Genomic DNA, 15,867 nt, shown 5'->3' on the forward strand with positions numbered 1-15,867 from the left:
GCGGTTAGGGTGATTTTGTCTCTTTCAATAAAACTAATGCTTGTTCCAACCTTTCAGCTTCTAATGTACGCCATTGATACAGCACAGCGAGTGCTTGATCAGAGTATTCCCGCTGATCCGCTTCCTTCATAAATAAGGCTTGTAATGTCGGTGAATTAGCCTCTTTTTCACTAATAAGTACCGAGCTTGCTATTTTTCTCGCTTTACTAATCGCAGAAATACGTTCTGGCGTTTTATTTTCCTGTCTTTCTGCTTCGTGAATATCATTCCAAACTTGGCGCATTAACGGAAAATTATGGGTGATCATTTGATCAAATAATGCATTAACGACTTCACTACGACGATAAGCCTCATTGCTGTTTAAAATAAATTCCGTGTTATTAGCAAGTTCATCGTTATTACGTAAGATTGCTTTGCTTAATGGGATCTTTGCCATATCACTTTTATAGATGATCTCTTGTCCTTCATCCGATAAAAGAAAGGCGATAAATTTGGCGGCGGTGTCTCTTTTACTGCTTTCGGCAACAATAGCGACATAAGCGGGTAAAATAATCGACTTATCAAAATAGCTAAATTCGACAAAATCAAATCGCTTTTGATGGTTAAAAGCGTAGTTATCGATAATGGGTCCAGCGCCGACAATGCCTCTGGCGATAGCATCACTGACACGAGAACTCCGTGCCGAAATTGAAGAAAGGTTACCACTGGTTTCGAGTAGGATCTGCCATCCACGCTCCCAGCCGTACTCTTGTAGCACATTTTCCACCATCAATTGCATCGTGCCAGAGTTTGCCGGAGTGGTCATGGTTAAGTGCCCTTGGTAAATCGGATCACTTAAATCAACCCAGCTTTTAGGTGCTGGAATACCCAGCTTTTGTAGGTATTGCGTATTACTCATAATGCCAATACCAGAATAGCCAACAGTGGTTATTTTATCGTTTAATATATCACTATGGCGTGTTAGCCATTTCGGCGTTTCGTAATTTACGGGTAATCGCGCGAGTAACCCTTCTCTGTCTAGATGATGAAAAAAGTTAGCCGATGACGACATCACAATATCAACTGGCTGTGTGGGGTATTGTTTCATCATCCGTGTTGCAATCGCGACGCGACGATAAACCACTTGCACTTTAGTGTCTGGATAACGAGCACTAAAGGCCTCTGTAAGTGGTCGCATTGGTGTATCTGAAAGTGTCGTCAGTATAACAAGTGGCTGCTCATCACTACGCACAGGTGTGATAAACAGCCAACTAAACAATAAACAGACGAGGCTTAATACTATTTTTATTCTCATGACATACCCCTGGTTTTGTTTTGAATAAACATAAAAATGTGTCGAACTTCAAACTTCTGATATTTAGCAATATTTATTATTTTGAACTAATGAGTCCTTAATGACCCATTTACAACAATGATATGACGATATCTTCACTCATTTTTAAACCAACACCTAATAGCAATGTTACAAATTTGACTCACCGATTCAGCAGAATGTGTCATCGATGACTCAAATTCTCTCTTTTGCACCAAGATGACCTAAATGAATAGCATCAGCTCTGAAAACTAAAATCAGCTTCAGACATGAATAATATTCGGAGTCATCTCTATGCTAAGTTTCTTTAAAACCAGAAAGGATCTGCCGCTAATAGAAGCGTCAAGCGAAAAGATCCGCGCAATATATAAAAAGCACCAATGGCAGGTCTTCTTTGGTCTTGTTCTTGGTTATGCCATGTTCTATGTGGTTCGTATGGCACTCGGTGTGGTGAAAAAACCGATGCTGGATGCAGGTATCGTAACCACCGCTGAACTCGGTTTAATGGGTTCTGCGTTCTTCTTTACCTACGCATTTGGTAAGTTCTCTAACGGCTTCTTGTCAGATTATGCCAATATTGGACGCTTTATGTCCATCTCGTTAATTGCCTCTTCCTTTGTTTGTATCTTCATGGGAATGTCAACGGCGAGCCTGTTCTTTATCCTGTTATGGGGTATTAACGGTTGGTTCCAATCTGTAGGTTCTGCACCTTCTTGCGTCTCTATCTTCCAATGGTTCTCACCAAAACAACGCGGTACGGTTTATTCCATCTGGGGTGGCTCGCGTAATATCGGTGAAGCAATCACATGGGTATTAACCGCGACCATAGTGAGCTTCTTCGGCTGGCGTGCTGGTTTTATCGGTGCAGGTATCGCAGGTATTGCTGCAGGTATCATCTTACTGATGATTTTAAAAGACCGTCCTCGTACTTATGGCTTACCTGATCCAGCAACCGCGTATGGCGAAGAGTCAGAAGCAGTTAAATCAAGTGATCCTAAAGAAACACGTCGTGCTCAGTTATTCGTATTAAAACAACCCACAGTGTGGATCATCGCAGCAGCATGTGCGGCGATGTATATCTCTCGCTATGCGATCAGTTCATGGGCTGTTCTATACCTACAAGGTTCAAAAGGTTACTCGCTGATTGATGCTGGCTTTGCCATGTCTACTTACCCAATCGCAGGTTTCTTCGGTGCAATCTTAGCGGGTATGGCTTCAGACAAACTGTTTAACGCTAACCGCCATATTCCAACACTGATTTACGGTATCGCCAACATTGCAGGTTTTGCACTGATGTTCTGGGGTCCACAAAGCCGTGTTATGGATGCAATTGCATTAAGTATGGTTGGTTTTGCAATGGGTGGTCTGGTTGTGTTCTTAGCAGGTTTAACCGCTTGTGACCTAATGCCGAAAAACGCAGTAGGCGCAGTAAAAGGCTTTATCGGACTGTTTGCTTATATTGCAGCATCAGCACAAGAACTGATTTCCGCCTCACTGATTAAAGTCACTCAAGTTGGTGATGTCACTAACTACGACTTCACCACCGTACAGTATTTCTGGATAGGTTCTGCCATCGTTTCCATGATTTTAGCGACGCTAGTCTGGAATGCGAAAAAAGTTACCATGGATTAATGAATTAATTAAGTTGTCATCAAGGGATACCGTTGGGTATCCCTCTTTAAAAAGAGAATGTCATTATGCGTAAGACAAAAATTGTTGCGACTCTTGGCCCAGCTAGCTGTTCAGAGCAGATGATTGAAAAGCTGATTATGGCAGGTGCTAACGTATTTCGTTTAAACTTTTCACACGGCACTCGCGAACAGCATCAAGCCACTGCCGCAACTATCCGTCAGGTCGCAGAAAAACATCGTGTATTTATCGGGATCTTAGCAGACCTGCAAGGCCCTAAAATTCGTATCGCTAACTTTAAAAATGATTCAATTCAATTAAAACAAGGCGATAACTTTATTCTAAATGCAGATTTAGACAGCACATTAGGCGACGAACAACAAGTTGGTTTGGACTATCCACAACTTGTTCAAGAAGTCACACCAGGGAATATTTTGTTACTTGATGATGGCAATATTCAATTACAAGTCAGCGCCGTCAATAATAATCAAATAGAGACCGTCGTTACTGTTGGTGGAAAACTCTCTAACCGTAAAGGCATTAACTTACTCGGTGGTGGTTTATCTGCTCCTGCATTAACAGACAAAGATAAACAAGACATACACACAGCAGCCGCTATTCAAGCAGATTACATCGCCGTTTCATTTCCACGTAATGGTGCGGATATTGAATATGCCCGTGGTTTAGTGATTGCCGCGGGAAGTGACGCCAAAATCGTTGCTAAAGTTGAACGTGCAGAAGTCGTTTCTTGTGAAGAAAACATGGATGACATCATTAAAGCCTCTGATGTCATTATGGTAGCGCGAGGCGATTTAGCCGTAGAAATTGGTGATGCCAGCTTACCGGGTGCACAAAAACAACTGATTGCACGCTGTCGCGCATTAGGTTGCCCTGTGATCACCGCAACTCAAATGATGGAATCAATGATTGAAAGCCCGATGCCAACCCGTGCAGAAGTCATGGATATTGCGAATGCGGTGGGTGATGGGACAGATGCCGTGATGCTATCAGCTGAAACAGCAGCGGGGAAATATCCTGTGGAAGCCGTTATTGCAATGGCTCGCGTAGCTGAAGGGGCTGAGCGTTCTTTTGCCGCGAATGTTGAAAATCCATGGCAATCGCCATCTTACTATTCACAAACAGGTCGTTGGATTGCACTCGCTGCTGCGACAACAGCTTTCCATGACGACAAGCATTTAAGTGTTGCGGCATTAACAGAAAATGGCAAATCAGTGACCTTATTGTCACGCTTTATGCCAAACAATAACGTATATGCATTAACAGATAATCCCGCACTTGCCGGTCAATTAACTGTATTACGTGGTGTAACGCCGGTCGCTTATCAACGTCAAAACAATAATGACTGCGATGAAAGTATCATGCAAAAACTGCAGACTGAAGGATTATTAACAGACATGAATTCACTCTTGATCACCCGTTTATCAACCTTTGAGAAAACCGGTGAAAGCGATTGTTGTCATCTTGTTCCTGTAAAACAGGTTGAAGTGGCAACGGCTTGAGTGTCTTCCATCAAGGAGCTTATGAGAGAGGCAACCTGAAGTAAATAACAAGAAAAAGAGCACACCAAATCATTTTAGCCACAAGGACTGTGGCTATTTTTATCTCTACTTATTATCGCAAGGATAGGCATCTTTTAATGCTAAAATATAAATTAACTCCAACGGCGTCTCTTTTTGTTTACTTTTCACGTCAGGATTTTTATCTAAATAAGCATCAATATGCTTAACCATAAAATCACTGTTTTGTTCCACTTTTTTAGGTGGGCAATAAAGTGGTTTAAAATCATGACTTTCATTCTCTAATCTTACTGACACCGCATAAAAATTAAATCCATTGGCAATACCATTAAGATAAGCTTGTGTCACGGACTCTAATTGCTTATTAGCAGGATTATCTTGAGTAAGCAATTGTTTAACTTGAAGATAAGCACTCAGCGTTATCGCTTGTGAATACAGTGGGAATAGCAATAGCATCCCGATTAACCCTTTTAATAACATTCCTTTTTTCATGCTGATTTCTCTTTGGTTCAATAGATATTGATTTCATTCTAATCGGTTTATTGCATTAAAAAAATACGCCATGAATATATGCAATGAAGATCTTTTAGAGGATCACATTGTATAAACCAAACTCATCAAATTGTGATCGCAAACTCATTTAGGATGGTTTCTAAACTAATTGATCGCTTTATACTTTACAAAGTAAATAAAACGGTGCATAACTATCAATCACAGACGATTTTATATAAAAAAAACATCTTTTAGTTTTGTTTCTAAACAAATGGAGTAGTAACGTGACACCGAACGTACCCAATACATTACGGCAAATGAATGCCTCGCTTGTATTAAATGTCATTCGTCATCAAGGTCCTTTGTCACGGGCTCAGATAGCCAAAATTAGCGGAATTACAAAAGCGACGGTGTCTGAAATTATTAACGATCTCCTTGAAGAAAAAATCGTTTATGAAAGCGGTGTCAGTTCACCCGCAGGACAAGGTAGAAAAGGTATTTTAGTGAACTTCGATCCTCAACACAGTTTAGGTGTCAGTATTGATTTAGGTGGAACCAAAATAGCTTATGCGGTTTTTAACTTAAATGCCGAATTGTTGTATGAGTATCAAGAACCTACCTTTGATACTGACGATCGTGAGCACTTTATTACGCAATTTGCACAAAGTATTGAAAATGTGATCGAAAAAAGCGGCGTAGACCGTCAAAAGATCAACGTTATCGGTGTCGCCACACCAGGGATCATCGATATCAAAAATGGCGTTGTGCTAGAAGGTTCTCCTAATTTACCTCAATGGGATAACTTACCTTTGGCACAACAGCTGACAGAAAAACTCAATGTACCCGTAGTACTAGAAAATGATATTCGCGCAGCACTTGTGGGTGAAATGTGGAAAGGCCGCTGTCGCCATACGCACAGCTGTGCACTAATTGGTATCGGCACAGGGTTAGGCTCCGCCTTGCTGATGGATGGAAAAATTATCCGCGGCGCAAACAATGCAGCCGGTGAAATCGGCTATATGATGTTTGCTCGTGATCATCTTTTTCGTAATTGGCGCAATAAAGGGTGCTTTGAGAGTTTCTGCTCTGGCTCAGGTTTAAGTGAGCGTATGGCGAGCTTACGAGGGGAAAATCTTAGTGCGATTGAGATTATTCAAGCTTCCCTACATGGCGATCCACTTGCTCAATCTTTAGTTGAGGAAATGGCAGATTATCTTGCTATCGGCATTATGAATTTAGTCGCCATTGCAAATCTGGAAAAAGTGGTATTAACAGGCGGGATCACCCGTTCTGCTGACACCTTTTTACCACGTGTTCAGGCAAATCTAGATAGACATTTATTTGCTAACACCAAAGTGAATATCGAGCTTTCTGAATTATGGGAAAAAGGCCCGCTTTATGGCATTGCCATTCTTGCCTTAGCCACGGCTTACCCTTCAATTCAATTTATGCCCGAGATCCAATTGAGATAACCCTAATAAAAAAGTCGTTAAACGAGATGGGAGTGACTCATGGCAGGAATACATCTTCACCCACATGATATTTTAGACGAAGGCATGCCCGCTATTCTTCAGCGCCTTGACGGTATGAAGCATGTTGAGCATTTATTTGTCGAAATTAATACTATTTTTGAACGTAACCCTTATCCTATTGGCGATCTGCCTCATAATCCTATTCATAATGTAGTTATGGGAACAGGTACACTGCATATCAATACTCATACTGATTTTCCTCGTCTGAGCCAACGTGTTGATCCCTCTATTTTAGCGGGCGCAGATCCGCTAATGACGATAAAAAAAGCCACTGACGGTGGAAAATATAAAGTCATTCCCTGGGCTAATATTCTTAATGGCGATTTTATCGGTGATGTGGAAAATAATCAGGTTGTCGATTTTAAAGGCCGTCCACAATCACATTGGCTCTGTCCTAATGCCCCTGATGTTGCTCAATTATGGCAAAAGACATTCACAGCATTAAAACAACATTATGGTTATGACACCTTTTTAATTGACCGAATTCGTTTTCCTGATTGGGCGGGTCAAGAAGTCAATCCTGCAGGATTATTTACCTGTTTTTGCCCTCATTGTGAAAAGAAAATGGGACAACAAGGCTTACCCGTTAATGAAATCAAGCATCGCCTTGCTGCTTTAGCTGATTCATTAAAACAAGGGGATTTTGAAACGCCTGTTACAGCATTAAAAGAAGAACCGCTGTTAAAAGCATGGCAACGCTTTCGCCAACAAAGTGTGACTCAATTAGTTGAAAAATTACTGTCTGATGCCAAACAAACGGCGGGGGGGATTACGTTATGGCTTGATCTATGGCCACCCGCTTATAGTTGGATCTTAGGTCAAAATTATCATGAATTAACGCGTTATTCTTCAACACTCAAACATTTCCCTTACCATAAATTAGGGGGAGGTGCAGATGTTCAAGGATTAATTAATCATTTTGCCCATGATAGCGAAAGCCAAGAGCGCGCATTTACTGCGTTCAAACGCTTATTTGAATTACCTTATGATATTTCATACGAAACCTTTAAACAGCAAGGGTTTCCTATTCACTTTGTTGCAGAACAAAATAATAAAGTTCGCCAGCTTTCACAGCCAAATACCTTTATTTATAGCGGCATTCAAATGTGGAATTTACCCGCATCTCAATTGATTGAAGCCGTTATTGCCGCAGAACAGAGTGCTTGTAATGACTTGCTTTATTATTGTTATGGATGGGCGACTCAAGAATTATTTGATGCGATTGGTGAACACAATACACCTAATAATAACACTTATAACAACAACACAATTACAGAATAATACACCGCGGAAAATCAGGAACAAATTATGGCTAAACAACAAAAGTGGAAAGTTTTTTTTCTTCTGTTTGTCACGATGTTTTTACTCGGTGGCATTCAGAATACAAAAGGTCTTATTCTCGAACAAGTTCAACATGATATTTCATTAAATATGAGTCAAGTTGGCTCATTAATTACCTTTTTTCAAATCGGTTTTTTAGTCGCCAGTTTATTAACGGGCTATTTTACCGATAAGAAAGGGTTAAAAGTCATGATGTTTATTGGTTCATTAATGATGGCCGTTGGTTTAACAGGCACTAGCCTTGCTTTTAACGTGATGCTGTTTTTTGGCTTTTACCTGGTCATTGGTTTAGGGATTGGCTCAATGCTGGTCTCTATCGTTACTGTTATTCCGACTTTCTATAAAGAAAAAGCGGGAATGATGTTTAACGTCTCTAACGCCATGTTTGGTGTAGGGATGATTGTCACCCCACTTATTTTACAATATCTATTCTCACACTCTATTTCATGGCGTACTTTTTATGTTGGTGTTGCCGTTATTGTTGCTGTGATTATTTTAGTATTAAGCACCTTAAAAATCGAAAATAGCGCGCAAGTCGATATGAAATTCAGTGACTTTTTAGAGTTACTGACACAAAAATCACTGTTACTTGTTATTTTATTTATCACTTTATATGTGGCTGCCGAAGCCGCGTTTTTAAACTTCTTCCCTATTTTCTATACCTCTATGGATATTGGGAATATGAGTAATGCGCAAAAAGCAGAAACTGCCGCTTATGTCATTTCTAGTTTTGCTTTCTTATTTACTATCGGCCGCTTTATTGGTGGCTTTATTAACCTTGCATTGGGTGACCGCAAAACATTAATTTTATTTTCTCTATTCTCACTGATTGCCATTATTGTTAGTCGTATCTTTGTGCAAGATGTTGTTTATCTGTTTATGGTGTTTGGTTTTGCATTATCAGTTCTATTTCCAACAGCCGCAGCTGTTGCTACAAAATTAACTAGCAAAAGTGGCTCAGTAATGGGACTTATTTATGTTGCTTCAGGATTGGGCGGGGCTTTAGCCGGTTCGTTAATCGGTCAGGTTTCAGAAAGCTATAATGTTTCTGTTGGCTTTAACCTTATTATCGTATTCGTCGCCCTTTTCTTTATCATTTCTCTGTTTATTAGAGAACAAAAACAATAACAACGATCTATTATGCCTCTGAAGTTTTCCCCCTCTTTATGAGGGGGTTTTTATTTCTATCGTGATATCTTCACAATATATTTTCGCTTTTACACTGTTGATTTTTTCGCCACCGCCCTAATAATAGTATCGATATTCACTGTTAAAATAGGAGAATATAATGGCGAGTGGATGGGCTAATGATAGTGCGGTTCAAGAGCAAATAGATGCCACCATTAATGATGCAATTGCAAGAGCTCGCAATCAAATGACGCAAGGTGAAAGTGCAGAATTTTGTGATGAATGCGGCGAAGCGATCCCTCCAGCTCGGCAAAAAGCCGTTCCTGGTGTACGTTATTGTTTAAATTGCCAAGAGGCATTTGATAAAAAAAACAATACGTTTAGCGGGTATAATCGTCGTGGTAGTAAAGATAGTCAACTCAGATAAACTGTAACTATTATCATATAAAACAAAAACTGTACCTTAATATGTATTTTCCCTACTAAAGTACAGTTTGTTTTATTTAACTAATCCATGAATTGATTAAATTTTTACGGCTTTTTTCGAGCTCAGATTTTGACTCAATTCAGTTAAAATCTTCATAAAATTATCAATATGTGCACGCTCTGTATTTGGGTTCATAAATACCGCTTTTTCACCAGGAAGATAAATATAGCGGTTATTTTTTGCATATTTAGAACAAGCAATAGAATCAACCCAGTTAGTAAATAACCCTTCTCTACCACGCTGTAAGAAAAGTTTTCTATGCCATTGGGTATTATGAACCATAAAATCATATGCTTCTTTATCAGTAGAACATGTTAGTTCTAAGTCAAAAGCAACGTTAGGATCTTTGACTAAATTAGGATCATACAGTTTAAAACCAACACTTGGTCCTTGGTTTTGCGGCACGATCACTTTCGCATTCCCCATTTCCAACAACTGATGACGCATATAGTTCGCATTTTGCAAACAGTGAGCAATAATCGTTTGGTAACCCTCAATCCCCATATAATGCATTGCAGAATAAGCACCAAAAATGCCTACACCACTACGAGTACATTCAATTGTAGATTGTAAGTGAGTCTGCCCTTCTAACTCATGCTCAAAGTAGGTGAAGTTTTCAGGATCGTTTTCAAGTGCGACAAAGTCATTACCGTTTTTCACCAACACTAAACTTGAGGTATAAGGTACATAACCCCATTTGTGGAAATCGATAGTGATGGAGTCAGCATATTTCAGATGTTTGAATTTCTCAACATTCTGGCGTAACCCTTCTAAAGTGACATCATTAATTGCCAGTGGGTTAGTGCTAAAATCATATTCTAAGAAGAAAATGATCGGCCAACCAACAGCTGCGTCAACGTGTACGTGTGGCTTAACTGTGATCTCGAACTCTTCACATAAACGGTCACGTAACTCACAAACACCTTTCACATCATCGACACCAAAGGTATCTGTTGTTCCCGTGGTTAACATAATCGTTGGCACTTTACACTTAACTGTAAAGCACGCCCTTAATTCACGCTCTAGGTGCTCTAAATTAATGGTGTTATCTTCAGACACTTTAATACGGATGGTTTTGTTATCAACATCAACGCCTAATAAGGCAAGATTAGTCATATTGGAGTAGTGACCACCTTGAGAATTAATGATGCGATAATCTTGATCCGCTGCCATACCTAAATGCTTAGAATTAGGCATTGATTTGCGTAAACCAAATAGATAACCATATAAATTACACATAGTGCCACCTTGAGTGAACACACCAGATGCAATTTCAGGATCATAGCCAACCAATTTAGCGACTTTTTTAATCGTCACTTTTTCTAACGCATCAGCAACACCAGAATATTCACAATACACCATATTAGGATTGCCCATTAACCCTAACATTGAACCATAAACACCAGGATCACTCGGCATTGCAATCACGTTTTCAACCGCTAATGGGTTTTCCCAGTTTTTACACAGTGTCGACACTAACATCAGTAATTCATTAGGATCGTTTTCTGGGTAATTTATGTTGTGTTGGATTTGCGTATCCGCCATTAAACGATCGAATAGCTGTTGCCCGTTTGAGTAACGTTGTAATTGGTCATTATCGTTAGCTGTTGTTTTTCTAAACTGTGTGATCGATTGGATTGTTTTATCCTGAAATATCGGCCAATACTTCGGATCTCGGCTGAAAAAGTGAGCAATAACGTCGTGGTATTTCTTCTCAAATTCGGCATTAAGAACGTTAGCAGAAGATAAACCTAATAAATCTTGATTTTTCACTATATTCTCCAAATAGAAACCGACAAATGTTTAAATTGATTGCATAGCAATACTATACATTTTCTAATTAAATGAGTGAGTGCTTCAAGCGATCGCATCGTTTCTATTGGAAACCACATAAAACAAAATATTTCATTTAATATCAATACAATATAAATATTCGGAAAGTTAAATTTACAGATGTTATTATTTTATTTATATACTTATGTGACTAATATCACAGTAGAAATAACGTTATAAAAAAAATAATCACCCTCAATACTATTAACTATTTGAAATATAATCAAAATATAATAATAACACGCTAACCAACTGATATTACTAAACTCTTTGTTTTATTAATTGAATTAATCTGTTATTTCCACAATTGGTGCAGTAAAAATTACATTTAATTTAATTACAACGAGCAAAATCAAACGAAATCACTATGATTTTTTTCATATTTAGTAAATTAATTCTAATTTTAACTATTATTAGGTACAAAATATTGGATAAGATTGGATTTATATATGGTTTCAAGTGAAAAAATAAACAAGGAAATTATCATAGTCAATTATTCTAGTAATGCCGTAAATATTAGTTAAACCCAAAATTAGTCACATGACTAAACAATCAGAATATTTACTCTACATATTTCGTATTCTTTGCCGATACTTAAGATAATAGAGTGGGTAATTAACGGAGAACACAATATGAAAGCATATATCGCTGTTGCTGCTGTATTCATATTATTATCCGCAAGTGTCCATGCTGAAGAATTTACCTGCCAACTTGAAAATGGTAAGTATGTCAGCGTATTCGTTGAACATGGAAAGCCGCCTGTTTATCGCTATGGCACACTCGCTAAAACAGAGATAACACTGCCAGTACCTCAGCAACCCAATAATAATGTCTTTTATGGGCATCAGATGTTTGTTGCAGGAGCATCAAGCTATATTCGTTTTAAGAATGGAAACTATAGCTATGTCGTTTATGACGGTGAAGGGCGAGGCTGGAATTTTAACGGTGTCATTGTTTATAAAGACAATAACATTATCAGTAAGAAAGAGTGTAAAGAGCCATTAATACCAAGCCTGAATAATATCAAAAAGTATGCCATCAAAATGGATCCTTATTTAGAAACGTATATTTATGCTCCATAGTTTCTTACTAGATTAATTAGGCATAAAAAAACCCAATTTAACAATTGGGTTTTTATTCTTTTTAAGCAACAAAATGTATTGATTAGTCTTCTAATAACAGAACCGATTCTAATGCAATTTCAATCATTTCATTGAAGGTAGTTTGACGCTCTTCTGCTGTGGTCTGAGTCCCTTTTTTGATGTGGTCAGAGACAGTACAGATAGTCAGTGCTCTTGCGCCGTATTCAGCTGCAACACCATAGATACCTGCGGCTTCCATTTCAACACCTAGAATGCCGTATTTTTCCATGACATCAAACATTTCTGGATCAGGGGAGTAGAACAGATCAGCAGAGAAGATGTTACCAACGCGAACTTTAATATCTTTCGCTTTTGCTGCATCAACTGCATTTTGAACTAATTGATAATCAGCGATAGCGGCGAAATCTTGGTCTTTGAAACGCAGGCGGTTAACTTTAGAGTCAGTACATGCACCCATACCGATAACAACGTCACGCAGTTCAACATCGGGTAATACAGCACCACATGAGCCTACGCGGATGATAACTTTCACGCCGAAATCTGTAATTAATTCTTTCGCGTAAATTGAGCAGGAAGGAATACCCATACCATGGCCCATTACAGAAACTTTACGGCCTTTATACGTACCTGTAAAACCTAACATACCACGAACATTGTTTACTTGACGAACGTCTTGTAAAAAAGTTTCAGCGATGTATTTAGCACGAAGCGGGTCGCCCGGCATTAAAACGACATCAGCAAAATCGCCCATTTCTGCGTTAATATGAGGGGTAGCCATAATTCTTCCTTTTAATTGATCTTTTTACTATTTAAATATAATTCGGTAGGCATATTGCTATACCTACCGAAGTAAAATTAAAACATTGCTTTACCATAATCGACTGGTGATAAGCCAAAGTATTTAACAACCGTCTGGCCAATATCAGCGAAGGTTTCACGATGACCTAATGAACCTGGTTTAACTTTCGGACCATAAACAAGAACAGGAATGTGCTCACGAGTATGGTCAGAACCTGGCCAAGTTGGGTCACAACCGTGGTCTGCAGTTAAGATAAGAATGTCATCTTCTTTTACCAGCGCCATTAATTCAGGTAAACGACGGTCAAATAACTCAAGAGCTTCACCATAGCCCACAACATCACGACGGTGGCCGTAAGAGGAGTCAAAGTCAACAAAGTTGGTGAATACAATTGTGTTGTCACCTGCGAGTTTCATTTCTTCAAGTGTCGCATCAAACAGAGCATCAATACCCGTTGCTTTCACTTTCTTAGTGATACCTACGTTTGCGTAGATGTCAGCAATTTTACCGATAGAAACAACGTGGCCTTGTTTTTCATCAACCAGTTTTTTCAACATTGTTGGTGCTGGTGGTTCAACCGCTAAATCATGACGGTTACCTGTACGAGCGAAGTTACCCGGTTTGTCACCGATAAATGGACGTGCAATAACACGACCGATGTTGTAATCGCCTTTATTTAGTTCATCACGAGCAATTTCACACAGCTCATATAATTTATCTAAACCGTAAGTTTCTTCATGACAAGCAATTTGGAATACAGAGTCAGCAGAGGTATAGAAAATCGGTTTACCGGTTTTCATATGCTCTTCACCCAATTCATCCAAAATCACCGTACCAGATGCATGGCAATTGCCTAAGTATCCAGGTAATTTTGCACGTTTAACGATGTTATCTAACAGCGCTTGTGGGAATGAGTTTTTCAGTTCTTTGAAGTATCCCCAATCAAACAGAACAGGAACACCTGCGATTTCCCAGTGGCCTGACGGAGTATCTTTACCAGAAGAGATTTCACTCGCGTAGCCATAAGCACCGATAATTTCTGCATTTTTATCTAAACCAATAGGGAATTTACCTGTTGATTCTTCTGCTGCTTTACCTAGGCCTAAGCGGCAAAGATTAGGTAAATGAAGAGGTCCTTTACGACCATCTCTATCTGCTTTACCTTCAGCAAACGCTTGTGCGATATGCCCTAAAGTGTCTGAACCTTGGTCACCGAATTTCTCCGCATCACCAGCAGCACCGATACCGAAGGAATCTAATACCATGATATGTACACGTTTCATAATTCTCTCTCCTGTGTCATTCTCCGTAGACTACGGATATGTCACTTATAAATCATAATTGAGTTCTTATTCGCTGATTTGGCGGTACACCATTGGGGAAGCTTCGCGTTTGCTATCACCAATTACCATCGCTTTACGGACTTCAGCCGCAGCTTCTTGCCATGATTTTTCACTGTTAGCATGGATCATTGCTAAAGGTGTGTCTGTATTGATCTCAGCACCAAGCGCTACGATATCGCTTAAGCCCACACTGTAATCAATAGCATCTGTTGCTTTACGACGACCACCACCTAATGTCACAACTGACATACCTAATGCACGCGTATCCATTTCTGTGATGAATCCTGTTTTCTCAGCGAATACAGGTTTACTTAATACCGCAGTTGGCAGGTATTTATTGTAGTTTTCAACAAAATCAGTTGGGCCTTTCTGTGCAGCAACCATACGACCAAAGACTTCTGCTGCTTTGCCGTTATCCAACACATCTTGTAGTTTTTGACGGGCTTGTTGACGATCTTCCGCTAAGCGGCCTGATACTAACATTTCAACACACAGCGCCATAGTGACTTCAAATAGACGTGGATTACGATATTCACCTGTTAAAAATTGAACAGCTTCACGAACTTCAACCGCATTACCTGCACTAGAAGCTAATACTTCATTCATATCCGTTAATAGTGCAGTTGTTTGACAACCAGCGCCATTTGCTACTTGAACAATTGACTCAGCCAGCTCTTCAGATTTTTGATAAGTCGGCATAAAGGCACCCGAGCCAACTTTAACGTCCATCACTAATGCATCTAAGCCTTCAGCTAATTTTTTACCTAAAATAGACGCGGTGATAAGTGGGATTGAATCAACTGTAGCAGTAATATCACGGGTAGCATAAAAGCGTTTGTCAGCAGGTGCTAATGAATTAGTTTGTCCGATAATGGCAACGCCAACATTACGAATAATGTCGCGGAATTTTTCATCATCAGGGAAAATATCAAAGCCTGGAATTGCTTCAAGTTTATCTAATGTTCCCCCTGTGTGACCTAATCCACGACCCGAGATCATAGGAACATAACCACCACAAGCCGCAACCATTGGCCCTAACATCAGTGAAGTGACATCACCCACACCACCAGTAGAGTGTTTATCAACAATTGGGCCATTTAAATTTAGGCTTTTCCAATTCAGCACTGTACCGGAATCACGCATCGCTAATGTCAAAGCAACACGCTCTGGCATTGTCATGTCGTGGAAATAAATAGTCATTGCTAATGCAGCAATTTGACCTTCAGAAACAGTATTATCTCTGACGCCATTAATGAAAAAACGAATTTCTTCCTCAGTTAAAGGATGACCATCACGCTTTTTACGAATAATTTCTTGGGCAAGAAACACT

Annotated in this window: 13 protein-coding genes; 7 read left to right on the plus strand and 6 right to left on the minus strand. The window is 39.4% G+C overall.

The features are described 5' to 3' along the window. Positions 1-4 precede the first annotated feature (4 nt). Complete coding sequence (locus SB028_RS16375) at positions 5-1,294, minus strand: ABC transporter substrate-binding protein (RefSeq protein WP_069369709.1); 1,290 nt, start codon at positions 1,292-1,294, stop codon at positions 5-7. A 312-nt stretch (positions 1,295-1,606) separates the two neighbouring features. Here SB028_RS16375 and SB028_RS16380 point away from each other — a divergent pair, with 312 nt between their 5' ends. Both SB028_RS16380 and pyk read left to right on the plus strand, forming a co-directional pair. Continuing rightward, complete coding sequence (locus tag SB028_RS16380) at positions 1,607-2,944, plus strand: MFS transporter (protein WP_069369710.1); 1,338 nt, start codon at positions 1,607-1,609, stop codon at positions 2,942-2,944. 65 nt (positions 2,945-3,009) lie between these two features. After that, the gene (gene pyk, locus SB028_RS16385) at positions 3,010-4,461 is read left to right on the plus strand and encodes a pyruvate kinase (RefSeq protein WP_069369711.1); all 1,452 of its coding nucleotides are present in this window, start codon (positions 3,010-3,012) and stop codon (positions 4,459-4,461) included. 105 nt (positions 4,462-4,566) lie between these two features. Here the strand turns inward: pyk and SB028_RS16390 are convergent, their stop codons facing one another. Then, entirely contained in the window at positions 4,567-4,971 is a 405-nt protein-coding gene (locus SB028_RS16390; RefSeq protein WP_069369712.1) for a Rap1a/Tai family immunity protein, read from the minus strand. Between the two features lie 284 nt (positions 4,972-5,255). Here SB028_RS16390 and SB028_RS16395 point away from each other — a divergent pair, with 284 nt between their 5' ends. From SB028_RS16395 to SB028_RS16410, 4 genes are all read left to right on the plus strand, one after another. After that, positions 5,256-6,443, plus strand: coding sequence for an ROK family transcriptional regulator (locus SB028_RS16395; RefSeq protein WP_248619977.1), 1,188 nt, complete (start codon positions 5,256-5,258; stop codon positions 6,441-6,443). A 39-nt stretch (positions 6,444-6,482) separates the two neighbouring features. Next, positions 6,483-7,784 carry a hypothetical protein gene (locus tag SB028_RS16400; protein ID WP_069369713.1) on the plus strand — a complete coding sequence of 434 codons (1,302 nt, stop codon included), beginning with the start codon at positions 6,483-6,485 and terminating at the stop codon, positions 7,782-7,784. 27 nt (positions 7,785-7,811) lie between these two features. Further along, on the plus strand, positions 7,812-8,972 hold the full coding sequence (locus tag SB028_RS16405) for an MFS transporter (RefSeq protein WP_069369714.1): 1,161 nt from the start codon (positions 7,812-7,814) through the stop codon (positions 8,970-8,972). Between the two features lie 160 nt (positions 8,973-9,132). Then, positions 9,133-9,399 carry a DksA/TraR family C4-type zinc finger protein gene (locus SB028_RS16410; protein WP_069369715.1) on the plus strand — a complete coding sequence of 89 codons (267 nt, stop codon included), beginning with the start codon at positions 9,133-9,135 and terminating at the stop codon, positions 9,397-9,399. A 96-nt stretch (positions 9,400-9,495) separates the two neighbouring features. Here SB028_RS16410 and SB028_RS16415 read toward each other — a convergent pair whose 3' ends face one another. After that, positions 9,496-11,232, minus strand: coding sequence for a pyridoxal phosphate-dependent decarboxylase family protein (locus SB028_RS16415; RefSeq protein ID WP_069369716.1), 1,737 nt, complete (start codon positions 11,230-11,232; stop codon positions 9,496-9,498). Positions 11,233-11,924: 692 nt separating this feature from the next. On the opposite strand from SB028_RS16415, the gene SB028_RS16420 reads away from it, so the two are divergent. Beyond that, on the plus strand, positions 11,925-12,374 hold the full coding sequence (locus SB028_RS16420) for a hypothetical protein (protein ID WP_069369717.1): 450 nt from the start codon (positions 11,925-11,927) through the stop codon (positions 12,372-12,374). Between the two features lie 82 nt (positions 12,375-12,456). Here SB028_RS16420 and deoD read toward each other — a convergent pair whose 3' ends face one another. The 3 genes from deoD to deoA all read right to left on the minus strand — a co-directional run bounded on the left by deoD (position 12,457) and on the right by deoA (position 15,866). Beyond that, on the minus strand, positions 12,457-13,173 hold the full coding sequence (gene deoD / locus SB028_RS16425) for a purine-nucleoside phosphorylase (RefSeq protein WP_069369718.1): 717 nt from the start codon (positions 13,171-13,173) through the stop codon (positions 12,457-12,459). A 77-nt stretch (positions 13,174-13,250) separates the two neighbouring features. Further along, on the minus strand, positions 13,251-14,477 hold the full coding sequence (gene deoB, locus SB028_RS16430) for a phosphopentomutase (protein ID WP_069369719.1): 1,227 nt from the start codon (positions 14,475-14,477) through the stop codon (positions 13,251-13,253). A gap of 66 nt (positions 14,478-14,543) precedes the next feature. Next, positions 14,544-15,866 carry a thymidine phosphorylase gene (deoA, locus tag SB028_RS16435; RefSeq protein ID WP_248619981.1) on the minus strand — a complete coding sequence of 441 codons (1,323 nt, stop codon included), beginning with the start codon at positions 15,864-15,866 and terminating at the stop codon, positions 14,544-14,546. Position 15,867: the final 1 nt, after the last annotated feature.

This window comes from Proteus vulgaris, from assembly GCF_033708015.1.
Classification (GTDB): Bacteria; Pseudomonadota; Gammaproteobacteria; order Enterobacterales; family Enterobacteriaceae; genus Proteus.